Consider the following 24,427-nt stretch of genomic DNA (forward strand, 5'->3'; position numbering starts at 1 on the left):
TGGTCTGCATCCGGCGAGGGGGTATAATGGCGCTTCTGTTACAGTGAGAGTCGTAAACATGAAGCGTAGTAGAACGGAAGTGGGGCGCTGGCGAATGCTACGTCAGGCGAGCCGCCGTAAAGCGCGTTGGCTTGAAGGGCAATCACGCCGTAATATGCGTATCCATACCATCAGGAAATGCATCTTTAATCGTCAGCGTAATTCATTACTCTTTGCGATTCACGGTGTGTGAGCCAGAAAGGGCACCGTATGCGGTGCCCAACAGGCCATCCTTTTCAAAAGATCTTCTTATACGGTTTGACCGAAACCTGCGCATAGACGCCCGCTGCGACGTAGGGGTCCGCATCAGCCCAGGATTGCGCCGCTTCTAAAGATTCAAATTCAGCAATCACCGTTGACCCGGTAAATCCGGCTACCCCAGGATCGTTACTGTCCACTGCGGGCATCGGCCCGGCAGTTAATAATCGCCCTTCATCATGCAGAAGTTGCAGGCGCGCCAGATGCGCGGGCCGTACCGAGAGGCGTTTTTCAAGCGAGTTGGCATTATCCTGAGCGTAAATAACATACAGCACGGGTAGAGCTCCTTAATCGGTAAAAGTTGCTGATTACGTTATTGGAAAGGGCATTTAACTGCAATGTAAAGATACCGACTTTGTTAAACATGCACATTTTGTGTGTTATTTTTGCGCGATATCATCTTTTAAATGCCGCTATCGGCAATGCCTTATTGAATATGATTGCTATTTGCATTTAAAATTCAGCTCTGGTTTTTCAACTGAAACGATTATGACTTCAATGACCCTTGATTTACCTCGTCGCTTTCCCTGGCCGACACTCCTTTCCGTAGGCATTCATGGTGCTGTAGTGGCAGGTTTGCTCTATACCTCGGTACATCAGGTTATTGAATTGCCTGCGCCAGCGCAGCCTATCACGGTGACAATGGTTTCACCCGCTGACCTGGAGCCGCCCCAGGCGGTTCAGCCGCCGCCGGAGCCGGTGGTTGAACCCGAACCGGAGCCAGAGCCGATCCCTGAACCGCCTAAAGAAGCGCCCGTGGTGATTGAGAAACCCAAACCTAAGCCAAAACCCAAGCCAAAACCGAAACCGGAACCGGTGAAAAAGGTTGAAGAGCAGCCGAAGCGCGAAGTCAAACCGGCTGCGCCGCGTCCTGCCTCACCGTTTGAAAATAGCGCCCCGGCGCGGCCAACAAGCAGCACCGCATCGGCGACCAGCAAGCCGGCGGTGAGCGTGCCCACTGGACCTCGCGCTCTGAGCCGTAACCAGCCGCAGTATCCGGCGCGAGCACAGGCGTTACGTATTGAAGGCCGCGTAAAGGTGAAGTTTGACGTGACCTCTGCTGGGCGAGTGGAAAATGTACAGATTCTATCCGCGCAGCCAGCCAATATGTTTGAGCGTGAAGTTAAGAATGCGATGCGAAAATGGCGCTATGAAGCAGGCAAGCCGGGTTCCGGGCTGGTGGTCAATATTATCTTCCGTCTGAACGGTACGGCGCAGATTGAGTAATCTCTGGCGCCGCCAGCCAGGAATATACCATCACCTGCTGGCGGCGTAAGCGGGTATACTTAACCCTGAACCGGGAGCGGGCGAGGTTTACCGTCCGGATCGACGGCAACATAAATAAACAGCGCCTCGGTGGCCTTGTAGCGCTGTCCAATCGGTTCTGACGCGACTTTTTTCACCCAGACTTCAATATTTATGCTAATAGACGTCGTACCGCGTTTAACGCAGCGCGCGTAGCAGCATACGACATCGCCAACCGCGACGGGGCGCAGAAATGTCATTCCTTCCACGCGTACGGTTACAACCCGACCGTGCGCGATCTCTTTGGCCAGTATCGCACCGCCAATATCCATTTGCGACATCAGCCAGCCGCCAAAAATATCGCCGTTCGCATTGGTATCGGCAGGCATGGCCAATGTACGTAAAACCAGCTCGCCCTGAGGAGTATTATCCATTGTTGTCATTGTAAAACCGACTATCAGAAAAAATTACAGCCGCGATGCTACTATGAATTTTGTGTGGAGAATAGTGGGAATAAAGGTACTGACGGGAAAGCGCAGGGCGTAAAGGCGGAGAAAATATCGCCAGGCGTTCGCAGTCTGGCGATGATAAGTCACGGGAGGGTTATGATTTATCTTCCTGTGGCAGATGCCGGTAGATATAGACGCCGCTCAGCAGGGTAAAAATGAGCGTCAGCGCCGTGAGTCCAAAGACCTTAAAGTTAACCCAGATATTTTGCGGCAACCAGAAGGCGATATAAATGTTAGCCAGACCGCACGCAATAAAAAACAGCGCCCACGCCAGGTTCAGCTTTGACCAGACCTGCTGCGGCAACGCCAGTTCTTTACCTAACATACGTTGGATTAACGGTTTTTTCATCACCCACTGGCTTATTAACAGCGCGCCGGCGAACAGCGCATAAATAACCGTCACCTTCCATTTAATAAATTCATCGTTATGGAAGAAGAGCGTCAGACCGCCGAAGACGGCAACCAGAACAAAGGTAATCAGCGCCATCTTCTCTATTTTCCGATAGCGCACCCAGCTATAAATCAGCACGATTGCCGTCGCGACAATCAGTGCGGAGGTCGCCGCATAGATGTCATAAAGTTTATAAAACGCAAAAAAGACAACCAGCGGTAAAAAATCCAGAAACTGCTTCATTCTTCGATTCCATCATCAACGAGCGTCGAATGCGCCGCGTAACGGCGCATTGCGGATTATTGGCGAATCAACATATACAGGCGGAATAAGTAGATAAGCAATACTGCGGAAATCAGATTGCTCAACGTATTCGCCAGTACAGCGCCTACATTTGGGGTCAGTACAGCGAAGCTGGGCGCGAACAGCAATAGCAATGTTTTAGCCAGTAACCAGCCTATCACCGCGGGCGCGACCAGTCTCATGTTAGCCCAGGCTAAACGCATACTGCTGCGCATTGCGGCAAACACGCCCATTTTCTCTTCAACCAACATCACTGGCGCAAGCGCCAGCACAATGGCCATAATAATCCCCGGAACGACAATCAGCATTATACCGATTTGCACTAACAGGGTAGTCAGAAAAATGAGAATAAACAGTTTAGGCAATGCAGGGGCGCTGGCGCCGATAGCGCGCAGCGCGCTAACCCGATGTCCCGCTGAAACTAACTGAATCATCAGGATGATACCGCCGGCCAGAATAGCGTTGCCGATAAGCCCGGAAAACGTCGAGGCGGCAGAGGCGCGCAACAGGATCTGCTGCTGCTCCGGCGTCATATTTTGTACCAGCTCAAACAGGCCAGCGCTGCCTGCCAGATGTTCTCCTTCACTGAGTTGCGCGATTTGCGCATCGCTGGGTGAAAAGGCATGACCTAAGACCACCGTGATAAATGCGCACAGCAACGAAACCAGCAAGATAGTAATAAATTGATTTCGGAAAAAATTTCCGGCGTCACGGTAAACGGACTTCGCCGTGATAGACATGCACTCTCCTTGAGTTTTGCAGGTGTTAATTTGCGGGCAATTGTACCCTGGATAACTCTACAGTGGCAGCATCAGCAGTTGTATGGAAAAGCATATCTTTGTAAAGCGGCGGTAATCCGTATCGTGCGCGGGCGCGATTGCACGCCTCATTCACTTCGCCTCCTTCGCCCGATATCGAAAATTCGCGACAGGTTGAAGGGCGGTTTTCATAAATAGCGCAACTGACGTTTTCACCCGGCGTGCCAATTAGCGCTTTACAGTGCGGCTGTTTTTGGTTGGTACCGGCCATACAACGTAAAAAAGGGGTAACAGGCTCGGTTAATGATGCCGGAACGCGTCCGCTGGCATCGTCGCCTTCAGCCCAATAAAAGGAGACACGAAAATAGGCACAACAGGCACCGCATGTCATGCATGGGTTAAGAACGCTCATGATTCACCTGCAAAAAACTCACGTATCAATAGATTACAACGGAAATTAATCTGTCCCGCAGTGTTCGCGAATCTTAACGCCACGCGCCATTGCGGGACATTGATTACCTTAGCCAGCCTTTATCGCCAGGGCAACAGGAGCAGACAAATATTTGCATAGCGTGAATATGTCAAAATTGATCTGAATTCCTATAACCAGGATTTTCAATACAAGTTCTAAATTAATCTGGATCAATAAATGTTAAATTATAAGAACAAATGTGATCTGTGTTAGATCACTTATTACTTCATTGTGGGTATATTCATCACGCTTTTATAACCATAACGATGGAGCGGGTATGAAAAAATTTACAGTGGCGGCACTGGCGTTAACAACTCTTCTCTCAGGCAGCGCGTTCGCGCACGAAGCCGGAGAATTCTTTATGCGTGCAGGTCCGGCAACCGTCAGACCTACAGAAGGGGCGGGTGGTACGCTGGGGCATTTAAACGGGTTTGATGTGAGTAATAACACGCAACTCGGCCTGACATTCACTTACATGGCGACGGACAATATCGGGGTTGAATTGCTGGCGGCTACGCCGTTCCGCCATAAGGTGGGTACGGGCGCGACGGGCGATATCGCCACGGTCCACCTGTTACCGCCAACGTTAATGGCGCAGTGGTACTTCGGCGATTCCAGCAGCAAAGTGCGTCCTTATGTCGGCGTGGGGGTGAACTACACCACCTTCTTCGATAACGACTTTAACGATAATGGTAAAAAGACCGGGCTGTCCGATCTGAGCTTTAAGGATTCCTGGGGCGCGGCAGGGCAAGTTGGGGTAGATTACCTGATTAACCGCGACTGGTTAATTGGCGCCTCTGTCTGGTACATGGATATTGATACTACCGCCAATTATAAAATGGGCGGCGTGCAGCAGCATGACAGCGTGCGTCTGGACCCATGGGTATTTATGTTCTCGGCAGGCTATCGTTTCTAATCGCGTGATGTTGTGACGAAAAAAGACCCCGCCAGGCGGGGTCAAAAAAGGACATGACACACGGATTTTACTTGTCGGAACTCACTTGTCTTCTTTCGGTTCGCCGCAGCCTAGTTCTGCGCCAGTGAGAGGATCAACGGTGGGGGCCGATTTCGTTCTTTCTGCCATCGCTTTGAGCAGCGCCATCTGCTCGCGCGGCAATTTCACTGTCGCCAGGCCATCGCCGCCATCAACAGCAGGCATCGGTTCTGCGACATAGTTGAAGTTCTCATCGCTATTCCAGCTACCTCGCGGATCGTCGCCTTGCGACATGTTGTAGTACACGTCGGTATACTGTTCTACCGGCGGTAATTTACCCGGCGGGAAGTTGTTACGAATCGAATACAGCGCCTTTTCAAAAGAGAGCTGGTGCGCGACTTCACGGGTCATTAAGAAACTGAGCGTGTCTTTTACGCCAGGATCGTCGGTCAGGTTAATCAGGCGTTCATAAATAATCTTCGCTCGCGCCTCTGCCGCGATGTTTGAGCGTAGATCGGCTGTGACTTCGCCGATAGTATCAATATAAGCCGCGGTCCACGGTACGCCGCCGGAGTTTGTCAACGCAGGGCCGCCGCCATACAGCAGAGAGGTGATATGGCTGTCATTACCATTCTGCGTCAGCGAGCGATAAAGTTCCGCTTCGCTTTCGGTGCCTTCCGCCAGCTCGCCTTTAGCGCCTTTATTAAGCATTCCTACCAGTGAGCCGATAATTTCCAGATGACTCAGCTCCTCGGTGGCGATGTCCATTAACATCTCTCTACGACCGGCATCATCATCGCTTAAACCTTGCGTGAAATAGCGGCAGGCGGCCGCCAGTTCGCCCTGCGGGCCGCCAAACTGTTCCAGCAGCAGGTTCGCTAATCCAGGATTAGGTTCGCTCACTCGCACAGTATATTGAAGTTGTTTTACGTGTCGAAACATATTGCCTCCTGCTTATTATTTATTTTTTGGCTTCAACGCCATCTGCTTCAGATCGCAGTAAAAATTGTTCCGTTGTCTGCGGAATATGTTTGATCAGCCAGTCAGCCATTTGCATTTCTTCTTTCAGAATGGCTTCAATCGTCGGGATTGAGGCAGTGTCGCCAGCTTTTTTTGCCGCCGCCAGCAGGGAGGTATAACAAGCAATTTCGAACTGCTCGAAAACATAACCGCTAATTGAGCCTTTGACAATTTCATCGGAAGGGAACATGCCACCGATAGATTGCCCCATTGCTGCCATTTTACTCATGGAGTCTTTCAACACCGAACGGGAAATGCCATTACGGTCCAACACTTCTTCGAGCATGGTAATTTGATGTTTGGTTTCACTAATATGTTGTTCAATTCTGGCTTTTATATCAGGATAATTTTCAATACGGCTGGCCATAGATTCAAGCATCGATTCTGCCTGTTTTTCCATGGCATGGGCGTCACGAAGCCAGTCATGATAATGTTCAGTATAATTCATTTTAAATTCCTCAATGCGTGATAATCTGCTCCGATAATAAAATCGGAATCATGCAAGCTGATAATTAAAAATATTATTTCGATTTGCGTTCAGCACTTTTATTAACATTGCTGACTGCTAAATCGGTAAGTTTTAAATCAGTTTGTTTTTCCTCGTCGAGGGTTTCTTTGAGCAGTTTTAATGCCTTGCTATAGCCGAGTTGCTCGGCCAGGGTGGCTAGCGTGCCGTAGCTGGCGATTTCGTAATGCTCGACTTTTTGCGCCGCGGCGATAAGCGCTGCATCGCGTACTTCGTTTTTCTCCGTACTTTCGATGACTTCATTGGCTTCTTCAATCAGCCCTTCCATAGCGACGCATTTCATTCTTTTCAGTTTAATGCCAGATTCAGATTCGACGATCTGATCAATACGTTCAATCTGACCCTGGGTTTCTTCAAGATGAGATTGAAAGGCCTGGCTTAATTTTTCATTGGACGTGGCTCTGGCAAGTTTAGGAAGAGCCTTGGTTAATTGTTTTTCTGCACTATAGGTATCTGAAAGTAGATGGATAAAAAGGTCTTCAACGGTTTTGATATTCATAAATCTAATTCTCCTGGGCAAAATACTGCGAGCCAGAAGACTCGCAGATTGCTTGATAAAAGCATGTGTTATATTTACATTACAGTAAATCAGGAATTATCGGATTTACGCCCGCCGTGACTATTCTGACCACCTTTTTTACCGGCTTCAGAAGCTCGTTGCGGATCGTTTTTGAAATTCCCGCCGCTATGCTGACCGCCTTTGCGGCCCGCTTCAGATGCTTTTTCACGATTCTCGGCGAAATTTCCTGAACCACCACGATGTTCGGCCATATTATTTCTCCTGTCTCGTTGCTTGCTGAAAAAATCGGTTTTAACCGTGTCGACACCCTATTAAAATTAGTTGGTTAAACCGATTAGTCAAATTGACGGAAATAGTTGTGATTTACCGCGTAAATAACGCACAAAAAATGGTTTAGAGATAATATATTCTATATTTTCTTTTAGAATAAGCGATTTAACAGAAAATGCTTTGCATTGCTATTAATAACAAGCGTCACTATCTGCGGCCATAGAAACGTTAATGCATTGTTTATTGACATTTCTTTACATAAAGGCGGGGGAAATTGACGTGAAAACGCTAAATTTTTCGGCGTGATTAGGAGTTTTCTTAGCAAAAATTGACTTCAGACTTTTTGAAAGCTGGACAGGGAACAACACCAAAAAGATTGATGATCTACGTCTGAATCGTGATTCTGGTTCGGCGCCAAGCTCTCATTAAGCCGCCAGCGTTATGCTGACGGCTTAACCCGTTATGCGCGGCTGGCGGCTTTCATCGCTGAGACAAAGGACCTGAGCTCCGCCAACATCTGTTCGGGAGACGCGTGGTTTTTCTCGATAATGTTGACAATGGCTGAGCCGGAGATAGCGCCAGCCGCCCCGGCACGCACGGCCGCAGACACCTGTTCCGGAGAGGAGATACCGAAGCCCTGTAACGCAGGCGCGGCATGGTACTCTTTAAGCTTCTCAATGAGATGATGCAACGGCAATGCGCCACGGTTTTCCGCGCCGGTGACGCCCGAACGCGAAAGCAGGTAGGTATAACCGCGGCCGTAAGATGCGACCTGGCGCAGAAGATCGTCATCCGCATTTGGCGGGCAGATGAAGATCGGCGCGATATTATGCCGTAACGCCGCCTGGCGGAAGGGGGCCGACTCTTCAACCGGGACATCTGCGACCAGCACGGAATCTACGCCAACCTGTTCACAACGGGCATAGAACGCATCTATGCCGTTATTGAACACCAGATTCGCGTACATTAGCAGGCCAATCGGAATGGTCGGGTGTTTTTCACGAATCAGCGCCAGCATTTCAAAACACTGAGCCGGCGTGACGCCAGCGGCGAAGGCGCGTAAGTTCGCATTCTGGATGGTAGGGCCATCGGCCAGCGGATCGGAGAAGGGAACCCCCAGTTCCAGAGCGTCGGCGCCAGCGTCAATCAGTGTGTCGATAATTTTCAGTGACTGTTCAATGCCAGGGTCGCCCAGAGTTACGAAGGGGACAAAAGCGCCTTCCCGGCGATCGTTGAGCTGTGCAAATAAATTTTCGTAGCGTTCCATCAGATTTCCCCTCGCGCTTTCAGGATATCGTGTACGGTAAAGATGTCTTTATCTCCGCGGCCAGAGAGATTGACCACCAGCAGTTGCTCTTTTTCCGGCTGCTTGCGCATCATTTTCAGAGCGTGCGCCAACGCGTGGGAGGATTCCAGCGCCGGGATAATTCCCTCATGGCGGCACAACGTTTTGAAGGCTTCCAGCGCCTCATCATCGGTAATGGAGACATAATCCGCGCGTCCGATGCTGTTCAGGTACGCATGTTGCGGCCCAACGGATGGGAAATCGAGCCCGGCGGAAATGGAATAGGACTCTTCAATTTGCCCGTCCGCTGTTTGCATCATCGGCGCTTTCATCCCGAAATAGATGCCAACGCGACCATGTTTAAGCGGCGCGCCATGCTCGCCGGTTTCAATACCGTGACCGCCAGGTTCAACGCCTATTAGCCCGACGCTGGTATCATTAATAAAATCCGCAAACATCCCGATAGCGTTTGAGCCGCCGCCGACGCAAGCGATAACGGCATCTGGCAGACGGCCCTCTTTGTCGAGGATTTGCGCTTTCGTCTCTTCGCCAATCATGCGTTGGAACTCGCGAACGATGGTGGGATAGGGATGCGGTCCTGCCGCCGTGCCGAGCATATAGTGCGCGGTTTCGTAACTACCGGACCAGTCGCGCAGCGCCTCGTTACAGGCATCTTTTAGCGTAGCGGAGCCGCTATGAACCGGGATAACCTCAGCGCCCATCAGACGCATACGGAAGACGTTCGGCGACTGGCGCTCAACGTCTTTGGCGCCCATATAGATACGGCATTTCAGACCCAGCAGGGCGCTGGCGAGCGCAGAGGCGACGCCGTGCTGACCGGCGCCGGTTTCAGCGATAATCTCGCTTTTCCCCATCCGTTTGGCCAGCAGCGCCTGACCCAGTACCTGATTGGTTTTGTGTGCGCCGCCGTGCAGTAAATCTTCGCGCTTTAAATACAACGTGGTACGCGTACCGGCGGTAATGTTCTGGCATTTCGTCAGTGCGGTGGGGCGTCCCGCGTAGTTTTTTAGCAGATCGGCGAATTGCGCCTGAAATTCAGGATCTTTTTGCGCGCTGACGAAGGCCTCTTCAAGCTGGTTCAGCGCAGGCATCAGGATCTGCGGCACATACATGCCGCCGAATTCACCAAAGTAGGGGTTGAGAAGTGTTGTCATGTTTTTTCCTTAATATGCGCGCAGTGTCTGAAAAACCGAGGCCAGAAGACGAGCATCTTTGATGCCCGGCTGTGACTCCACACCTGAATTAAAATCGAGACCGGCACAGCCGACTTGCGCCGCCTGGACGCAGTTATCGGCCGCCAGCCCGCCCGCCAGTAACACATCATCCAGCGGTTGCCCCCGTAGCAGTGACCAGTCGAAGCGCTGCCCGCTGCCGCCTTGCCCATTGTCGAAAATGTATTTATCGACATGGTGATAATCGCGTGCGGGAAGGGCATCGCTAACGCTCAGCGCCTTCCAGATTTGCACATTGCGCGGCAACGCCTCGCGCAGCGCGTTGACATACGCCTGGTCTTCGCTGCCATGTAGCTGTACGGCAGAAAGCGACAGGACGGCGGCTTTCTGGCAAACATCGGCGATATCAGCGTTCTGGAAAACGCCGACATACTGCAATGGCGCGCCGCTTATCACTTCTCGCGCCTGCTCAACGCTCACCGCGCGTGGAGATGAGGGCACAAAAATCAACCCGCCATATATTGCGCCAGCGTCACAGGCAGCTTTAGCGTCCTGGGCGCGGGTCAGGCCGCAGACTTTATTCTCGCCAAGCAGCACGCGACGGACGGCGGCGTTAAGATCGTCATGCGCCATTAACGCGGAACCAATTAAAAAACCGTTGGCGAAGTGGCTCAGTTCGCGTACCTGACCATAGGTGTTAATCCCGGACTCGCTGATGACAGTCACGCCGTGGCCCAGTTTTGGCGCCAGCTGGCGGGTGCGATTCAAATCAATCGACAGATCGCGCAGATCGCGATTGTTGATACCTACCACTTTTGCGCCTAACGCTATCGCGCGCTCCCGTTCTTCGTCATTACTGACCTCCGTGAGCACGCCCATTTTCAGACTGTGCGCGACGGCGGAGAGTTGGCGATACTGTTCGTCATCCAGAACCGAGAGCATCAGTAAACAGGCATCGGCCTGATAGTAACGGGCAAGGTAGATCTGATAGGGATCGATAATAAAATCCTTACACAGAATCGGCTGCGGCGCGCTTTGGCTAACGACCGGCAGAAAATCGAAGCTCCCCTGAAAATATTTTTCGTCGGTGAGCACCGAGATCGCCGAGGCGTAATGTTGATAAATACTGGCAATACGCGCCGGATCGAAATCGTCGCGAATCACGCCTTTTGATGGCGATGCTTTCTTACACTCCAGAATAAAGGCGGTACGCGCGCCCTGGAGCGCATCATAAAAATGGCGTGTACTTGGCTGGATCTCATTTTGAAAGCTGGCCAGCGGCTGTTGCTGTTTGCGGGCTTCTACCCAAATCGCCTTGTCTGCGACGATTTTCGCTAAAACGGTTTGCATTATTTACCCTCTTGCCGCCAGTGCGGTGACTCTGTCATATGCGGTGCCGTTGCGCAGAACATCAAGCACGGTTTGCGCGTTGGCCTTGAGATCTTCCTGACCATGCAGACGCATCAGCATCGCCACGTTGGCGGCGACGGCGGCCTCATGCGCGGCATCGCCTTTACCTTGTAATAACCGCGTCAGAATGTCACGGTTTTCTTCCGGCGTGCCGCCAGCCAACTGATCCTGATGGTAAGGCGTCAGGCCAAAATCCTCCGCCGTAAGTTGATAGCTTTTAATTTCGCCGTCATGCAGCTCCGCGACAATCGTCGGCGCATGGAGCGAAACCTCATCCATGCCGCCGCTATGTACCACCGCCGCGCGCTGATAGCCCAGTACCCGTAAGGTTTCCGCAATCGGCAGCACCAGTTCCGGGCTATAGACGCCAATCAATGCCAGCGGCGGATGCGCCGGGTTGATCAGCGGGCCGAGTACGTTGAACAGGGTTCGCGTTTTTAACTGTTGGCGAACCGGCATCGCGTGACGGAATCCGGTGTGATATTTCGGCGCGAACAGGAAACAGACGCCCAGTTCATCTAACGCCTGACGTGATTTATCGGCGTTCATATCCAGATTAATACCGAACGCCGCCAACAGATCGGATGACCCCGATTTGCTGGATACGCTGCGGTTGCCGTGTTTCGCCACTTTCAGTCCACAGGCCGCCGCGACAAAGGCGCTGGCGGTAGAGATATTGATACTGTTACTGCCATCGCCGCCGGTACCAACGATATCCGCAAACAGGTAGTCCGGGCGCGGGAACGGGGCGGCATTTTCCAGCAACGCAGTGGCGGCGCCGGCAATTTCATTGGGATGCTCGCCGCGAATTTTCATGCTCACCAGCGCGGCGGCGAGCTGTTCAGGCTTAAGTTCGCCGCGGACGACCGCCGAAAACAACTGGTGGCTCTCTTGTTGCGTCAGAGTTTGCGCCTGATAGAGTTTCTCCAGAATTGGCTGTAGGGTGTTGGTCGGTTCCAGCTTTTGCTGCGCCCAGGCTAATGTTTGCTCCAGCAGACGCGCGCCCTGCGTCGTTAGGATGGACTCAGGATGAAATTGAAAACCGCAAACGCGATCCGCATCATGACGTACCGCCATCACCATGCCGTTGAAATGGGCGTTAATGGTTAGCCCTGCAGGAACATTACTGCCGACCAGCGAATGATAACGCGCGACCGGTAGCGGATTCGCCAGCCCGGCGAACATCGCCTGACCGTCATGCTCAATGCTGGAGGCTTTGCCATGCAGGATTTCTCCCGCCTGACCGACATAACCGCCGTAAGCTTCGACAATCGCCTGATGCCCCAGACAAATGCCGATGATCGGCAACTTGCCGCGTAGTCGGGTCAGCAGCTCCGGCATACAGCCTGCCTCGCTGGGAACGCCCGGACCGGGGGAGAGCATTAGCACCGGATTTTCCATTGTCGCCAGGCGATCGATAAGCGTCTGCGCCGGAATATGGTTACGGTAAATCACCACGTTATGACCGTTGGTCCGTAGCTGATCTGCCAGGTTCCAGGTAAACGAGTCGATGTTATCGAGCAGCAGAATATCAGCCATCAGAAGGTCTCCTGTGCATGATGCGCGGTGGCGATAGCACGCAATACGGCGCGCGCTTTATTACGGGTTTCATCGGCTTCAGACTGCGGAACAGAGTCCAGCACGATTCCGGCGCCCGCCTGTACGGTGGCGATACCGTTCTCCACCAGCGCGGAGCGGATAACAATACAGGTGTCCAGATCGCCGTGGGCGGTGAAGTAACCGACCGCGCCGCCATAGCTGCCACGGCGCTGTCCTTCCGCATCGGCAATCAACTGCATGGCGCGTACTTTCGGCGCGCCGCTCAGGGTGCCCATGTTCATGCAGGCGCGATAGGCGTGCAGCGCGTCGAGATCGTGACGCAGTTCGCCCACCACCCGGGAAACCAGATGCATCACGTACGAATAGCGGTCAACTTTTGTCAGATCGGCAACGTAGCGACTGCCCGGCGTACAGATGCGTGCCAGGTCATTGCGCGCCAGATCGACCAGCATCAGATGTTCGGAAAGCTCTTTATGGTCGGTACGCATATCCAGCTCAATACGGCTGTCGAGATCTCTGTCCAGCGTACCATCAGCGCGGCGACCGCGTGGACGGGTACCCGCGATGGGGTAAATCTCAATCTGACGACTGGCGGCGTCATATTTCAGCGAGCTTTCCGGCGACGCGCCGAAAAGCGTGAAATCATTATCCTGCATAAAGAACATATACGGGCTGGGGTTGCTCTTTTTCAGCACGTAGTAGGCAGCCAACGGCGACGGGCAGGGCAGTGAAAAGCGGCGCGACGGCACCACCTGAAATATCTCCCCCGCGCGGATGGCTTTTTGCAACTGGCGTACCACCGCGCCGAACGCGTCATCGCTCTGATTGCATTCGCAGCGCATGTCCGGCACCGGCGTGACCGGCAACGGCGGCGCAGGCTGGGTTAACTGTTGGCTAAGGTAAGCCAGGCGGGCGTTCAGACGCTGTTTTTCCCGGTCGCTGGCGGTGAACAGACTGGCCTGAATACGGGTGCTTTTTTTCTGATGATCTATCACCATCAGCGTTTCCGCTAAATAAAAGCAGTAGTCCGGGCAGTTATTGCCAGCCTCAAGGTGTGGCAGCGCTTCAAAGCCAGCGACCAGGTCGTAGGCAAACAGACCGCCGAAAAACATAGCCTCCCGCTCTTGCGTCGGTATGTTCACCACCCCCTGTAACAGGCGGAACGCATCAAATACCGACAGAGAGCATAAACGGGCGTCTTCATCTAATAATGGGCTGACGGGCGGGAAGCGTAGAACGCGACCGGCAGGCAGGACTTCGTTCTCCACGCCAGCGGGCAGGGCGGTATCCAGTAGCGGCAATAATGAGGCGCCATTATCAGATAACGCCTGAATAGTGACAGTGTCACCTAAAGCGGTAATGCGCAGCGCGCTATCTACCAGCAGCAGGCTTTTTAAATCGTCTTTACTGTCGATATCCGCGGATTCCAGCAGCAGCGTTGCCGGGCGATCGCCGCAGACCTGATGAAAAAGCGCTGTTGGGTTTTCCCGGTAGGCGGCATCGCAGGTCAACAGTTCGAGCGTGGGTTTTGGTGTTTGCATGGTTATTCTCATTATTTTGTTCAAAAAAAAGCCCGCTTAACAGGCGGGCCGGGTATCGTTTGGCTGATTACAGCTGTTCATACACCGCCCGCTATCAGGAAGTGCGCCACCAACCGTGTAATGCAAATATCGCTGCCATTTTAGATACCCTCTTCATGTGAACTTTCGTACTAGTTAACTAGTTCGATGGAATAATGTCAACACCTATTTCAGTATATTTGCCGGAACCGTTATGATGTACATGACATACCTTTATCTCTATGGGAGCCGCCTTGAGCGACACGAATTACGCAGTGATTTACGATCTGCACAGTCATACCACGGCGTCCGATGGACTGTTGACGCCAGAAACATTAGTACACCGTGCGGTAGAGATGCGAGTCGGCACGCTGGCGATTACCGATCATGACACCACAGCCGCGATTCCTGCGGCAAGAGAAGAAATTTCACGTTGCGGGCTGGCTCTGAATCTTATTCCCGGCGTGGAGATTTCAACGGTCTGGGAGAATCATGAGATTCACATTGTGGGTCTGAATATTGATATTGCGCACCCGGCAATGCGCGATTTTCTGGCGCTGCAGACACAGCGGCGTCAGGCGCGTGGTCGGCTCATTGCGGAACGTCTGGAAAAAGCCCATATTCCCGGCGCGTGGGAAGGGGCATTGAGACTGGCCAATGGCGGCGCGGTGACGCGCGGCCACTTCGCCCGCTTTCTGGTGGAGTGCGGCAAAGCCGCGACCATGGCGGATGTTTTTAAAAAATATCTCGCGCGTGGGAAAACCGGTTACGTTCCGCCGCAGTGGTGTACAATAGAACAAGCTATTGATGTCATTCATCATTCTGGCGGTAAGGCGGTGTTGGCCCATCCGGGACGCTACGACCTTAGCGCTAAGTGGCTGAAAAGATTAGTGGCGCATTTTGCCGACCATCACGGCGACGCGATGGAAGTGGCGCAGTGCCAACAATCGCCCAATGAACGCACCCAACTGGCGACGCTTGCGCGTCAGCATCATTTATGGGCATCGCTTGGATCTGATTTCCATCAGCCCTGCCCGTGGATTGAGTTGGGGCGTAAACTCTGGCTGCCCGCTGGCGTTGAAGGCGTATGGCAGACATGGGAACAGCCGCAAATATCACAGTGAGGGAAGTATGAGCCAGTTTTTTTATATCCATCCGGATAACCCACAGCAACGGCTGATTAATCAGGCCGTCGACATTGTGCGTAAAGGCGGTGTTATTGTTTATCCAACCGATTCCGGCTATGCCCTTGGTTGTAAAATTGAAGACAAAGGCGCAATGGAGCGCATTTGCCGCATCCGTCACCTGCCGGACGGCCACAACTTCACGCTGATGTGCCGCGATTTGTCCGAGTTGTCGACCTACTCCTACGTCGACAACGTGGCATTTCGTCTGATGAAAAACAATACGCCGGGTAATTACACCTTTATCCTGAAGGGGACAAAAGAGGTGCCGCGCCGTCTGTTGCAGGAAAAGCGTAAAACTATCGGCCTGCGCGTACCGTCAAACCCGATTGCGCTGGCGTTATTGGATACGCTGGGCGAACCGATGCTCTCGACGTCGTTGATGCTGCCTGGCAGCGATTTTACCGAGTCGGACCCGGAGGAGATTAAAGATCGGCTGGAGAAGCAGGTGGATCTGATCATCCACGGCGGTTATCTCGGTCAACAGCCTACCACGGTAATTGATTTGACCAATGACTCCCCGGTGGTGCTGCGCGAAGGCGTCGGCGACGTTACACCTTTCTTATAAGGGCGTAAGCCTGTATACTACGCGGCCTTAAAATGGCGCGGCAACGCGCCGTTCATTCTCCTGTTCGACGCCTGTGAAGGCGACACCTGAAGGAAGCTCTATGAGCGAAAAGTTACAAAAAGTGCTGGCGCGCGCTGGCCACGGTTCTCGCCGTGAAATCGAATCCATTATTGAAGCGGGACGTGTCAGCGTTGACGGTAAAATCGCCACGCTTGGCGATCGTGTTGAAGTCACTCCCGGTTTGAAAATCCGTATCGACGGTCACCTGATTTCGGTGAAAGAGTCGGCGGAACAAATTTGCCGCGTTCTGGCCTATTACAAACCAGAAGGTGAACTGTGTACCCGCAATGACCCTGAAGGGCGGCCAACCGTTTTTGATCGCTTACCGAAACTGCGCGGCGCGCGGTGGATTGCGGTAGGACGTCTGGATGTCAACACCTGCGGGCTATTGTTATTTACCACCGACGGTGAACTGGCGAACCGCCTGATGCACCCTAGTCGTGAAGTTGAACGTGAATATGCCGTGCGCGTGTTCGGTCAGGTGGATGAATCGAAACTGCGTGATTTAAGCCGTGGCGTACAGTTGGAAGATGGTCCGGCGGCATTTAAGACCATTAAATTCAGCGGCGGCGAAGGCATTAACCAGTGGTATAACGTGACGCTGACGGAAGGGCGCAACCGCGAAGTTCGCCGACTGTGGGAAGCGGTAGGCGTTCAGGTCAGCCGTCTGATCCGCGTTCGTTACGGCGATATCCCGCTGCCGAAAGGCCTGCCGCGCGGCGGCTGGACTGAGCTCGACCTCGCGCAAACGAACTATCTGCGTGGTCTGGTAGAGCTCCCGCCGGAAACCTCGTCGAAGGTTGCCGTCGAAAAAGACCGTCGTCGTATGAAAGCGAACCAGATCCGTCGGGCGGTAAAACGCCACAGCCAGATAGCTGGCGGACGCCGCTCCGGTGGGCGTAATAACAACGGGTAATCTCTACCGCGGTCTATAGGCCGAGAATCATCAGACAAGAGGGTTTGTGCCGGATGGCGGCGCAAACGCCTTAATCCGGCCTACGGTTAATAATCAATTCCCATCTGGGCTTTTACGCCCGCGTCAAAAGCATGTTTAACCGGACGCAGTTCGCTGACGGTATCCGCAAGATCAAGAATATCCCGGTGACAGCCGCGACCTGTAATAATCACCGTCTGGTGACCAGGGCGCGCGTTTAGCGCGCTTATGACCTCTTCCAGCGGTAAATAGTCATACGCCACCATATAGGTCAGCTCATCCAGGACCACCATATCAAGCAGCGGATCGGCCAGCATCCGTTTCCCATGCTGCCAAACGGCCATACATGCTGCAGTGTCTGCCTCGCGATTTTGCGTCTCCCAGGTAAATCCCGTTGCCATCACCTGAAATTCGACGCCATGCGGTTCCAGCAGATTACGCTCGCCGTTGGGCCAGGTGCCCTTAATAAATTGCACCACGCCTACGTTTTTACCGTGTCCTACGGCGCGGGCGGCAGTCCCGAAAGCCGCCGTAGTTTTGCCCTTACCATTGCCAGTAAACACGATAATAATACCGCGCTCTTCCTGTGCCTGGGCGACACGGGCGTCAACCCGATCTTTTACCTTCTGCTGGCGCTGCTGATAACGTTCATCACTCATTGGGCGATTCCTGGTTTACGGCCCGGTTGGGCGTCAAAGGTCATACCGGTTTTACGGCGACTGTCGTCGCCCATAAGCCACAGGTAAAGCGGCATAATATCGGCAGGCGTTTTTAATTTCTGTGGATCTTCCGTCGGAAAGGCGCTGGCGCGCATACTGGTGCGCGTGCCGCCCGGGTTAATGCAGTTAACACGCAGAGGACGGTTCTGGTATTCGTCCGCCAGCACCTGCATCATTCCTTCAGTAGCAAACTTCGAGGTGGCATAGGCGCCCCAGTTGGCGCGTCCCTGACGGCCAACGCTTGATGACGTAAAGACCAGCGAGCCGGCATCGGACTTCAATAATAACGGTAACAGCGCCTGGGTGAGCATAAAGGTGGCGTTAACGTTTACCTGCATGACATCCTGCCAGATCTGCGGATCTTGTTCGCTCATTGGGCCGATTTCCCCCAGTAACCCGGCATTGTGCAGGACGCCATCCAGGCGGGGATAGTGCGCGGCGATGCGGTCGGCCACTTGCCGGCACTCTTCAGCGGTGCAGGTCAGCAGATCGAGCGTAAACCACTGTGGTTGAACATGTTGCTCGTCAGCAATGTGCTGCGCGACCCGACGCAGTTTCTCTTCGTTGCGTCCCAGCAGAATCACCGTTGCGCCGTAACGCGCATACGTGAGCGCGGCTTCCCGCCCAATGCCATCGCTGGCACCAGTGACCAGAATAATGCGGTTTTGCAATAGATCTTGTTTCGGTTGGTAATGCATGGCTACTCCTCAACGGTGTGGTGCACCGTCCTGCCAGGTTGTCTTATCTTCGCGTTAACTTTTCGGGTTTATGCCTGAAAGCGCCTTTTTTTTCAATCAGACAGGGGCGATAACGCCGTAAAATGAACGTCTTGTCATACTTTTTCTTCCTCAACAGGCATACGGATGAAGAGAGACTGACTTCGATGCCTGTTGTACACTGAGCGCAAGTCGCGTTATTTAATCAAGGTGGGAGTCGTGGAATTGTTGTCTGAATATGGCTTATTTTTGGCAAAAATCGTCACCGTTGTGGTGGCCATTGCCGTCATTGTGCTGCTGATCGTGAATGCTACGCAACGCAAACGTCAGCGCGGCGAGCTGCGCGTGACCAATTTGAGCGAGCAGTATCAGGAGATGAAGGATGACCTTGCTGCGGCGTTGATGGATGGCCATCAGCAAAAACTGTGGCATAAAGCGCAGAAAAAAAAGCATAAGCAGGAGGCGAAAGCCGCCAAAGCGAAAGCGAAGCTGGGGGACATTGCGACATCGGACAAACCGCGCGTATGGGTGATAGATTTCAAAGGCAGTATGGACGCTCACGAAGTTAATGCGTTACGCGAAGAGGTCACGGCGGTGCTGGCAGTGGCGAAACCCGGCGATCGGGCGGTTGTGCGTCTGGAAAGCCCCGGTGGCGTTGTGCACGGCTATGGCCTGGCGGCATCGCAATTGCAGCGCCTGCGCGATAAAAATATTCCGCTGACCGTGACGGTGGATAAAGTCGCGGCAAGCGGAGGCTACATGATGGCCTGCGTGGCGGAAAAAATTATCGCGGCGCCGTTCGCTATTGTGGGGTCAATTGGTGTTGTCGCGCAAATCCCGAACTTTAACCGCTTTCTCAAAAGTAAAGACATTGATATTGAACTGCATACCGCAGGGCAGTACAAACGTACCCTGACATTGTTAGGCGAGAATACGGAAGAAGGGCGGCAGAAGTTTCGTGAAGATCTCAACGAAACGCACCATCTGTTCAAAGAGTTTGTGCAGCGGATGCGTCCGGCTCTGGACATTGAACAGGTCGCCACGGGCGAACACTGGTACGGTCAGCAGGCGCTGGAGAAAGGACTGGTTGATGAGATTAACACCAGCGATGAGGTTATCCTCGGCCTGATGGAAGGGCGCGAGGTGCTGAATGTGCGCTATATGCAGCGTAAAAAACTGATCGATCGTGTTACCGGCAGCGCGGCGGAAAGCGCGGATCGGCTGCTGCTGCGCTGGTGGCAGCGTGGACAAAAGCCGTTGATGTAAACCGCTATTGCCGGATGGCATTCAGCGCCATCCGGCATGGATTAATCCACCAGGTGATACTTCTCAGACAGCACATGCGCCAGGTGTTTAAACATGTTAAACACCGCGGTGCTTTTAGGGGTCGGTAACCCTTGCTCGTCTAAAAAGTAATCGCCGCTAAAAACCAGCACGCCATTTCTCTGCGTTACGCCGGTGGCGACAATACCTGCCATCGTGTCTTCATGTTCCCGAATAATTTTGTTGGCTTCAAGCAACAGTGTTTCGCGATCGATAGGTTGCGTCTCTTTATGCATTTTTTACTCCTTAAACAAGGAGATTAGTCTACGCTGAGCACTTCTGATGGGCAAATATTCTCACAGGAAATTGATGGATTTGTCATGTTGCGTTCACTGGCAAGATTTGTTTTTGCATGCTAATAAAGTTGCGTATCGAATTTTATCAGGTACAGTGTGACGCTTTCGTCAATCTGGCAACAGAATTGCTTGACATTCGACCAAAATTCCGTCGTGCTATAGCGCGTGTGTGCAAAAAAGCCTGTTAACTCAGTCACCTGAGGGTTACATTTCGTACACAAAGCCAGTACAAGGGGTTGATATCCGCAGACGCAGAGACCATATATCGTTGTCTCGTCGCCAGTGGAAGGTGAATCAACGTGCGACGCATTCCTGGAAGAATCAACTTAGGTAAAGGTGAATATGGGTAAAGCTCTTGTCATCGTTGAGTCCCCGGCAAAAGCCAAAACGATCAACAAGTATCTGGGTAATGACTACGTGGTGAAATCCAGCGTGGGTCATATCCGTGATTTGCCGACCAGTGGCTCAGCAGCTAAAAAGAGCGCCGACTCTACCTCCACCAAAACGGCTAAAAAGCCCAAAAAGGATGAACGTGGCGCTCTCGTCAACCGTATGGGGGTTGACCCGTGGCACAACTGGGATGCGCACTATGAAGTGCTGCCCGGTAAAGAGAAGGTCGTCTCTGAACTGAAACAGTTGGCGGAAAAAGCCGACCACATCTATCTCGCAACCGACCTTGACCGCGAAGGGGAAGCCATTGCATGGCACCTGCGGGAAGTGATCGGCGGCGATGACGCGCGCTACAGTCGCGTAGTCTTTAACGAAATAACCAAAAATGCCATTCGCCAGGCGTTTGAACAGCCGGGCGAGCTGAATATTAACAGGGTCAACGCCCAGCAAGCGCGCCGCTTTATGGATCGCGTGGTAGGCTATATGGTCTCGCCGCTGCTGTGGAAAAAGATCGCCCGTGGTTTGTCGGCAGGTCGCGTTCAGTCTGTCGCGGTCCGTCTGGTCGTTGAACGCGAGCGCGAGATTAAAGCGTTTGTTCCGGAAGAGTTCTGGGAAATTGACGCTAATACGACGACGCCGTCTGGCGAGGCGCTACCGCTACAGGTGACGCATCAGAACGACAAGCCATTCCGGCCGGTAAATCGCGAGCAGACGCTTGCCGCCGTCAGCTTGCTGGAAAAAGCGCGCTATAGCGTACTGGAGCGTGAAGACAAACCGACCAGCAGCAAACCTGGCGCGCCGTTTATCACCTCCACGCTACAACAGGCGGCCAGCACCCGGCTGGGCTTTGGCGTGAAGAAAACCATGATGATGGCGCAGCGTCTGTATGAGGCGGGCTACATCACCTATATGCGTACAGACTCCACCAACCTGAGTCAGGATGCGGTCAACATGGTGCGCGGTTATATTGGCGATAATTTCGGCAAGAAATACCTGCCGGATAACCCGAACCAGTACGCCAGCAAAGAAAACTCTCAGGAAGCGCACGAAGCGATCCGTCCTTCCGACGTTGCTGTTATGGCGGAGTCGCTGAAAGACATGGAGGCTGACGCGCAGAAGTTGTATCAACTAATTTGGCGTCAGTTTGTCGCCTGTCAGATGACGCCAGCACAATATGACTCTACTACGCTTACCGTTGGCGCAGGCGAGTTCCGCCTGAAAGCGCGTGGGCGTATTTTGCGCTTTGACGGCTGGACAAAAGTGATGCCGGCGCTGCGTAAAGGCGATGAAGATCGCACATTGCCTGCCGTGAATAAGGGCGATGCGCTGACGCTACTTGAATTGACGCCTGCTCAGCACTTTACTAAACCGCCAGCCCGGTTTAGCGAGGCTTCTCTGGTTAAAGAGCTTGAGAAGCGCGGTATTGGTCGTCCGTCTACCTATGCGTCGATTATCTCGACCATTCAGGATCGCGGCTATGTTCGCGTTGAAAACCGTCGCTTCTATGCGGAAAAAATGGGTGAAATCGTCACCGACCGGCTGGAAGAAAACTTCCGCGAATTGATGAACTACGATTTTACCGCACAGATGGAAGATAGTCTGGATCAGGTTGCGAATCACCAGGCCGAGTGGAAAGCGGTACTGGATAACTTCTTCAGCGATTTTACTCAGCAGCTCGATAAAGCCGAGAAAGATCCGGAAGAAGGGGGGATGCGTCCTAACCAGATGGTGCTGACCAGCATCGACTGTCCAACCTGTGGCCGTAAAATGGGAATTCGTACTGCCAGTACGGGGGTTTTCCTTGGATGTTCAGGTTATGCGCTTTCGCCGAAAGAGCGTTGTAAAACGACCATTAACCTGGTGCCGGAAAATGAAGTTCTGAACGTGCTGGAAGGCGACGACGCCGAAACCAACGCCCTGCGCGCCAAGCGTCGCTGTCAGAAGTGCGGTACGGCGATGGACAGCTATCTGATCGATCCGAAGCGTAAATTGCATGTGTGTGGTAATAACCCGACCTGTGATGGCTACGAGATTGAAGAAGGCGAGTTCCGCATCAAAGGGTATGACGGCCCGATCGTTGAGTGTGAGAAATGTGGTTCCGAAATGCACCTTAAAATGGGGCGTTTTGGTAAGTACATGGCCTGTACTAACGACGAATGTAAAAATACCCGTAAGATCTTGCGTAACGGCGAAGTTGCGCCGCCGAAGGAAGATCCTGTTCCATTACCGGAACTGCCGTGTGAAAAATCGGACGCGTACTTTGTGCTGCGCGATGGCGCCGCAGGGATATTCCTGGCGGCCAATACGTTCCCGAAATCACGTGAAACGCGCGCGCCATTAGTCGAGGAGCTTTACCGGTTCCGCGATCGCCTGCCGGAAAAACTGCGTTATCTGGCGGATGCGCCGCAGCAGGACCCGGAAGGTAATAAAACCGTTGTTCGCTTTAGCCGCAAAACAAAACAGCAGTACGTTGCGGCGGAAAAAGACGGGAAGGCGACGGGATGGTCAGCGTTCTTCGTCGACGGCAAGTGGGTTGAAGGCAAGAAATAACCCCTGCCTGTCGCCACTGTAGTCAAGCGGGCCGCGTAAGCGGCCCTTTTTTATATCCCCTTCATATTTCAAGTGGCTTATGTGTTGGCTACGGATTACTCGGCCCATCTATGGGCCTCGCCCTGACGGGCCGTCGCACGCGACGTTCAAATCTGCTCCCGGCAGATTTGTCGCTCACCCCAGTCACCTGGTTATCTATGCTCCTGGGCACTCACTCGCTTGTTGCCTTTAATCACTCGAATTATTTTGGGTATAGCGGGCTTATTATTTTATCGCGCTGGCTATACAGTTCAGATATAAATGATATAGTGGTTATAGTTAACACCTTTTTTATTATTAAATCGTATTAGCAGCCCAATGATGTCTGTAGATAAACGATGGCCTGATGGCGCTAATCTGGATGATGTATTATGAAATTGCAGCAGCTTCGTTACATTGTTGAAGTGGTTAATCATAACCTTAACGTCTCCTCTACCGCTGAGGGGTTGTATACTTCCCAGCCGGGGATCAGCAAGCAGGTTAGGATGCTGGAAGATGAGCTTGGCATCCAGATTTTCGCCCGCAGCGGTAAGCATCTGACTCAGGTGACGCCCGCAGGCCAGGAGATTATTCGTATTGCGCGTGAGGTGCTTTCCAAAGTCGATGCCATTAAGTCGGTCGCCGGCGAGCATACCTGGCCGGATAAAGGCTCGCTCTATATTGCCACTACCCATACTCAGGCGCGTTACGCATTGCCAGGCGTGATTAAAGGCTTCATCGAGCGTTACCCGCGCGTTTCGCTGCATATGCACCAGGGGTCGCCAACGCAGATTGCGGAAGCGGTATCGAAAGGGAACGCCGATTTCGCGATTGCCACGGAAGCGCTGCATTTATATGACGATCTGGTGATGTTGCCATGCTATCACTGGAACCGTTCGATAGTGGTGACGCCGGATCATCCATTGGCGGCAACGTCTTCCGTAACGATTGAAGCGCTGGCGCAGTATCCGCTGGTGACGTATACCTTCGGCTTTACCGGGCGTTCCGAACTGGATACCGCTTTTAATCGCGCAGGATTAACGCCGCGGATCGTCTTTACTGCAACCGATGCGGATGTGATTAAAACGTATGTCAGGTTGGGACTGGGCGTTGGCGTCATTGCCAGCATGGCGGTCGATCCGCTTGCCGATCCTGATTTAGTGCGGATTGACGCGCACGATATTTTTAGCCACAGCACCACAAAAATTGGTTTTCGCCGTAGTACTTTTTTACGCAGCTATATGTATGATTTTATCCAGCGTTTTGCGCCACATTTGACGCGTGATGTGGTGGATACGGCGGTGGCGTTGCGTTCTAATGAAGAAATTGAAGCGATGTTTCAGGATATAAAGCTGCCTGAAAAGTAATATCACCGTCGGTTTGTGTCGTAGTGGCATGGCAGACAAAGCCGCCTTTT

Annotated in this window: 27 protein-coding genes and 1 other annotated feature; of the genes, 9 read left to right on the forward strand and 18 right to left on the reverse strand. The window is 52.8% G+C overall.

Translation table 11 applies throughout. The features are described from left to right. Positions 1-58 precede the first annotated feature (58 nt). Entirely contained in the window at positions 59-232 is a 174-nt protein-coding gene (locus tag ACLJPQ_RS07470; protein WP_001531561.1) for a YciY family protein, read from the forward strand. A gap of 43 nt (positions 233-275) precedes the next feature. On the opposite strand, the gene ACLJPQ_RS07475 is transcribed toward ACLJPQ_RS07470, so the two are convergent. Next, complete coding sequence (locus ACLJPQ_RS07475; RefSeq protein WP_000967605.1) at positions 276-572, reverse strand: YciI family protein; 297 nt, start codon at positions 570-572, stop codon at positions 276-278. Between the two features lie 223 nt (positions 573-795). Here ACLJPQ_RS07475 and tonB point away from each other — a divergent pair, with 223 nt between their 5' ends. Further along, a complete protein-coding gene (tonB, locus tag ACLJPQ_RS07480; protein ID WP_001525247.1) occupies positions 796-1,524 on the forward strand; it encodes a TonB system transport protein TonB in 729 nt (242 codons plus the stop codon). Positions 1,525-1,583: 59 nt separating this feature from the next. Here tonB and yciA read toward each other — a convergent pair whose 3' ends face one another. The 4 genes from yciA to ACLJPQ_RS07500 all read right to left on the reverse strand — a co-directional run bounded on the left by yciA (position 1,584) and on the right by ACLJPQ_RS07500 (position 3,915). Then, complete coding sequence (yciA, locus tag ACLJPQ_RS07485; RefSeq protein WP_000210317.1) at positions 1,584-1,985, reverse strand: acyl-CoA thioester hydrolase YciA; 402 nt, start codon at positions 1,983-1,985, stop codon at positions 1,584-1,586. 160 nt (positions 1,986-2,145) lie between these two features. Beyond that, entirely contained in the window at positions 2,146-2,685 is a 540-nt protein-coding gene (locus tag ACLJPQ_RS07490; RefSeq protein WP_000808682.1) for a septation protein A, read from the reverse strand. Between the two features lie 56 nt (positions 2,686-2,741). Continuing rightward, positions 2,742-3,485, reverse strand: a complete 744-nt coding sequence (locus ACLJPQ_RS07495) for a YciC family protein (protein WP_000028507.1) — start codon at positions 3,483-3,485, stop codon at positions 2,742-2,744. Positions 3,486-3,510: 25 nt separating this feature from the next. Next, complete coding sequence (locus ACLJPQ_RS07500; protein ID WP_000114955.1) at positions 3,511-3,915, reverse strand: YkgJ family cysteine cluster protein; 405 nt, start codon at positions 3,913-3,915, stop codon at positions 3,511-3,513. A gap of 337 nt (positions 3,916-4,252) precedes the next feature. On the opposite strand from ACLJPQ_RS07500, the gene ompW reads away from it, so the two are divergent. Beyond that, positions 4,253-4,891 carry an outer membrane protein OmpW gene (ompW, locus tag ACLJPQ_RS07505; protein WP_000714798.1) on the forward strand — a complete coding sequence of 213 codons (639 nt, stop codon included), beginning with the start codon at positions 4,253-4,255 and terminating at the stop codon, positions 4,889-4,891. A gap of 81 nt (positions 4,892-4,972) precedes the next feature. On the opposite strand, the gene ACLJPQ_RS07510 is transcribed toward ompW, so the two are convergent. The 10 genes from ACLJPQ_RS07510 to trpL all read right to left on the reverse strand — a co-directional run bounded on the left by ACLJPQ_RS07510 (position 4,973) and on the right by trpL (position 14,373). Continuing rightward, entirely contained in the window at positions 4,973-5,851 is an 879-nt protein-coding gene (locus tag ACLJPQ_RS07510) for a manganese catalase family protein (protein WP_023228356.1), read from the reverse strand. Between the two features lie 19 nt (positions 5,852-5,870). Then, positions 5,871-6,377 (reverse strand): ferritin-like domain-containing protein, encoded by a 507-nt coding sequence (locus tag ACLJPQ_RS07515; RefSeq protein WP_001109977.1) that lies wholly within the window; start codon positions 6,375-6,377, stop codon positions 5,871-5,873. A gap of 73 nt (positions 6,378-6,450) precedes the next feature. Next, positions 6,451-6,954 carry a ferritin-like domain-containing protein gene (locus tag ACLJPQ_RS07520; RefSeq protein ID WP_001022822.1) on the reverse strand — a complete coding sequence of 168 codons (504 nt, stop codon included), beginning with the start codon at positions 6,952-6,954 and terminating at the stop codon, positions 6,451-6,453. Between the two features lie 89 nt (positions 6,955-7,043). Then, entirely contained in the window at positions 7,044-7,226 is a 183-nt protein-coding gene (locus ACLJPQ_RS07525; RefSeq protein ID WP_000807657.1) for a general stress protein, read from the reverse strand. A gap of 479 nt (positions 7,227-7,705) precedes the next feature. Further along, complete coding sequence (gene trpA, locus ACLJPQ_RS07530; RefSeq protein WP_000443031.1) at positions 7,706-8,512, reverse strand: tryptophan synthase subunit alpha; 807 nt, start codon at positions 8,510-8,512, stop codon at positions 7,706-7,708. Further along, on the reverse strand, positions 8,512-9,705 hold the full coding sequence (gene trpB / locus ACLJPQ_RS07535) for a tryptophan synthase subunit beta (protein WP_080184744.1): 1,194 nt from the start codon (positions 9,703-9,705) through the stop codon (positions 8,512-8,514). Before trpB ends, trpA begins: the two co-directional genes overlap by 1 nt. 9 nt (positions 9,706-9,714) lie before the next feature. After that, positions 9,715-11,073, reverse strand: a complete 1,359-nt coding sequence (gene trpCF, locus ACLJPQ_RS07540) for a bifunctional indole-3-glycerol-phosphate synthase TrpC/phosphoribosylanthranilate isomerase TrpF (RefSeq protein WP_080184743.1) — start codon at positions 11,071-11,073, stop codon at positions 9,715-9,717. 3 nt (positions 11,074-11,076) lie between these two features. After that, entirely contained in the window at positions 11,077-12,672 is a 1,596-nt protein-coding gene (gene trpD / locus ACLJPQ_RS07545; RefSeq protein ID WP_000763480.1) for a bifunctional anthranilate synthase glutamate amidotransferase component TrpG/anthranilate phosphoribosyltransferase TrpD, read from the reverse strand. Further along, positions 12,672-14,234 carry an anthranilate synthase component 1 gene (locus ACLJPQ_RS07550; protein ID WP_001194386.1) on the reverse strand — a complete coding sequence of 521 codons (1,563 nt, stop codon included), beginning with the start codon at positions 14,232-14,234 and terminating at the stop codon, positions 12,672-12,674. Before ACLJPQ_RS07550 ends, trpD begins: the two co-directional genes overlap by 1 nt. A gap of 22 nt (positions 14,235-14,256) precedes the next feature. After that, positions 14,257-14,352: a sequence feature (Trp leader region), on the reverse strand. Next, entirely contained in the window at positions 14,329-14,373 is a 45-nt protein-coding gene (trpL, locus tag ACLJPQ_RS07555; protein ID WP_006496683.1) for a trp operon leader peptide, read from the reverse strand. Its footprint overlaps the feature before it by 24 nt. A gap of 121 nt (positions 14,374-14,494) precedes the next feature. On the opposite strand from trpL, the gene rnm reads away from it, so the two are divergent. The 3 genes from rnm (at position 14,495) to rluB (ending at position 16,980) form a co-directional block, all read left to right on the forward strand. Next, complete coding sequence (gene rnm, locus ACLJPQ_RS07560; RefSeq protein WP_080184742.1) at positions 14,495-15,376, forward strand: RNase RNM; 882 nt, start codon at positions 14,495-14,497, stop codon at positions 15,374-15,376. Between the two features lie 7 nt (positions 15,377-15,383). Then, on the forward strand, positions 15,384-16,004 hold the full coding sequence (locus tag ACLJPQ_RS07565; RefSeq protein WP_000077250.1) for an L-threonylcarbamoyladenylate synthase: 621 nt from the start codon (positions 15,384-15,386) through the stop codon (positions 16,002-16,004). A 100-nt stretch (positions 16,005-16,104) separates the two neighbouring features. After that, the gene (gene rluB, locus ACLJPQ_RS07570; RefSeq protein ID WP_001291233.1) at positions 16,105-16,980 is read left to right on the forward strand and encodes a 23S rRNA pseudouridine(2605) synthase RluB; all 876 of its coding nucleotides are present in this window, start codon (positions 16,105-16,107) and stop codon (positions 16,978-16,980) included. A gap of 86 nt (positions 16,981-17,066) precedes the next feature. On the opposite strand, the gene cobO is transcribed toward rluB, so the two are convergent. Beyond that, a complete protein-coding gene (gene cobO / locus ACLJPQ_RS07575; protein WP_001278856.1) occupies positions 17,067-17,657 on the reverse strand; it encodes a cob(I)yrinic acid a,c-diamide adenosyltransferase in 591 nt (196 codons plus the stop codon). Then, positions 17,654-18,415, reverse strand: a complete 762-nt coding sequence (locus ACLJPQ_RS07580) for a YciK family oxidoreductase (RefSeq protein WP_000559308.1) — start codon at positions 18,413-18,415, stop codon at positions 17,654-17,656. Before ACLJPQ_RS07580 ends, cobO begins: the two co-directional genes overlap by 4 nt. A 237-nt stretch (positions 18,416-18,652) precedes the next feature. Between ACLJPQ_RS07580 and sohB the strand changes: the two genes are divergently transcribed. Further along, a complete protein-coding gene (gene sohB / locus ACLJPQ_RS07585) occupies positions 18,653-19,699 on the forward strand; it encodes a protease SohB (RefSeq protein WP_000422082.1) in 1,047 nt (348 codons plus the stop codon). Positions 19,700-19,740: 41 nt separating this feature from the next. Here sohB and ACLJPQ_RS07590 read toward each other — a convergent pair whose 3' ends face one another. Further along, positions 19,741-19,992, reverse strand: a complete 252-nt coding sequence (locus ACLJPQ_RS07590) for a YciN family protein (RefSeq protein WP_000548616.1) — start codon at positions 19,990-19,992, stop codon at positions 19,741-19,743. A gap of 402 nt (positions 19,993-20,394) precedes the next feature. Here ACLJPQ_RS07590 and topA point away from each other — a divergent pair, with 402 nt between their 5' ends. Both topA and cysB read left to right on the forward strand, forming a co-directional pair. Next, the gene (topA, locus tag ACLJPQ_RS07595; RefSeq protein WP_000513593.1) at positions 20,395-22,992 is read left to right on the forward strand and encodes a type I DNA topoisomerase; all 2,598 of its coding nucleotides are present in this window, start codon (positions 20,395-20,397) and stop codon (positions 22,990-22,992) included. Between the two features lie 410 nt (positions 22,993-23,402). Further along, the gene (cysB, locus tag ACLJPQ_RS07600; protein ID WP_000776233.1) at positions 23,403-24,377 is read left to right on the forward strand and encodes an HTH-type transcriptional regulator CysB; all 975 of its coding nucleotides are present in this window, start codon (positions 23,403-23,405) and stop codon (positions 24,375-24,377) included. Positions 24,378-24,427: the final 50 nt, after the last annotated feature.

The organism is Salmonella sp. SAL04213, assembly GCF_046550535.1.
Taxonomy (GTDB): Bacteria; Pseudomonadota; Gammaproteobacteria; order Enterobacterales; family Enterobacteriaceae; genus Salmonella; species Salmonella enterica.

Coding starts and splice junctions, on each gene's coding strand:
- ACLJPQ_RS07470 (WP_001531561.1), top strand. CDS start 59: ATGAAGCGTAGTAGAACGGAAGTGGGGCGCTGGCGAATGCTACGTCAG.
- tonB (WP_001525247.1), top strand. CDS start 796: ATGACCCTTGATTTACCTCGTCGCTTTCCCTGGCCGACACTCCTTTCC.
- yciA (WP_000210317.1), bottom strand. CDS start 1,985: ATGACAACAATGGATAATACTCCTCAGGGCGAGCTGGTTTTACGTACA.
- ACLJPQ_RS07490 (WP_000808682.1), bottom strand. CDS start 2,685: ATGAAGCAGTTTCTGGATTTTTTACCGCTGGTTGTCTTTTTTGCGTTT.
- ACLJPQ_RS07495 (WP_000028507.1), bottom strand. CDS start 3,485: ATGTCTATCACGGCGAAGTCCGTTTACCGTGACGCCGGAAATTTTTTC.
- ACLJPQ_RS07500 (WP_000114955.1), bottom strand. CDS start 3,915: ATGAGCGTTCTTAACCCATGCATGACATGCGGTGCCTGTTGTGCCTAT.
- ompW (WP_000714798.1), top strand. CDS start 4,253: ATGAAAAAATTTACAGTGGCGGCACTGGCGTTAACAACTCTTCTCTCA.
- ACLJPQ_RS07510 (WP_023228356.1), bottom strand. CDS start 5,851: ATGTTTCGACACGTAAAACAACTTCAATATACTGTGCGAGTGAGCGAA.
- ACLJPQ_RS07515 (WP_001109977.1), bottom strand. CDS start 6,377: ATGAATTATACTGAACATTATCATGACTGGCTTCGTGACGCCCATGCC.
- ACLJPQ_RS07520 (WP_001022822.1), bottom strand. CDS start 6,954: ATGAATATCAAAACCGTTGAAGACCTTTTTATCCATCTACTTTCAGAT.
- ACLJPQ_RS07525 (WP_000807657.1), bottom strand. CDS start 7,226: ATGGCCGAACATCGTGGTGGTTCAGGAAATTTCGCCGAGAATCGTGAA.
- trpA (WP_000443031.1), bottom strand. CDS start 8,512: ATGGAACGCTACGAAAATTTATTTGCACAGCTCAACGATCGCCGGGAA.
- trpB (WP_080184744.1), bottom strand. CDS start 9,705: ATGACAACACTTCTCAACCCCTACTTTGGTGAATTCGGCGGCATGTAT.
- trpCF (WP_080184743.1), bottom strand. CDS start 11,073: ATGCAAACCGTTTTAGCGAAAATCGTCGCAGACAAGGCGATTTGGGTA.
- trpD (WP_000763480.1), bottom strand. CDS start 12,672: ATGGCTGATATTCTGCTGCTCGATAACATCGACTCGTTTACCTGGAAC.
- ACLJPQ_RS07550 (WP_001194386.1), bottom strand. CDS start 14,234: ATGCAAACACCAAAACCCACGCTCGAACTGTTGACCTGCGATGCCGCC.
- rnm (WP_080184742.1), top strand. CDS start 14,495: ATGGGAGCCGCCTTGAGCGACACGAATTACGCAGTGATTTACGATCTG.
- ACLJPQ_RS07565 (WP_000077250.1), top strand. CDS start 15,384: ATGAGCCAGTTTTTTTATATCCATCCGGATAACCCACAGCAACGGCTG.
- rluB (WP_001291233.1), top strand. CDS start 16,105: ATGAGCGAAAAGTTACAAAAAGTGCTGGCGCGCGCTGGCCACGGTTCT.
- cobO (WP_001278856.1), bottom strand. CDS start 17,657: ATGAGTGATGAACGTTATCAGCAGCGCCAGCAGAAGGTAAAAGATCGG.
- ACLJPQ_RS07580 (WP_000559308.1), bottom strand. CDS start 18,415: ATGCATTACCAACCGAAACAAGATCTATTGCAAAACCGCATTATTCTG.
- ACLJPQ_RS07590 (WP_000548616.1), bottom strand. CDS start 19,992: ATGCATAAAGAGACGCAACCTATCGATCGCGAAACACTGTTGCTTGAA.
- topA (WP_000513593.1), top strand. CDS start 20,395: ATGGGTAAAGCTCTTGTCATCGTTGAGTCCCCGGCAAAAGCCAAAACG.
- cysB (WP_000776233.1), top strand. CDS start 23,403: ATGAAATTGCAGCAGCTTCGTTACATTGTTGAAGTGGTTAATCATAAC.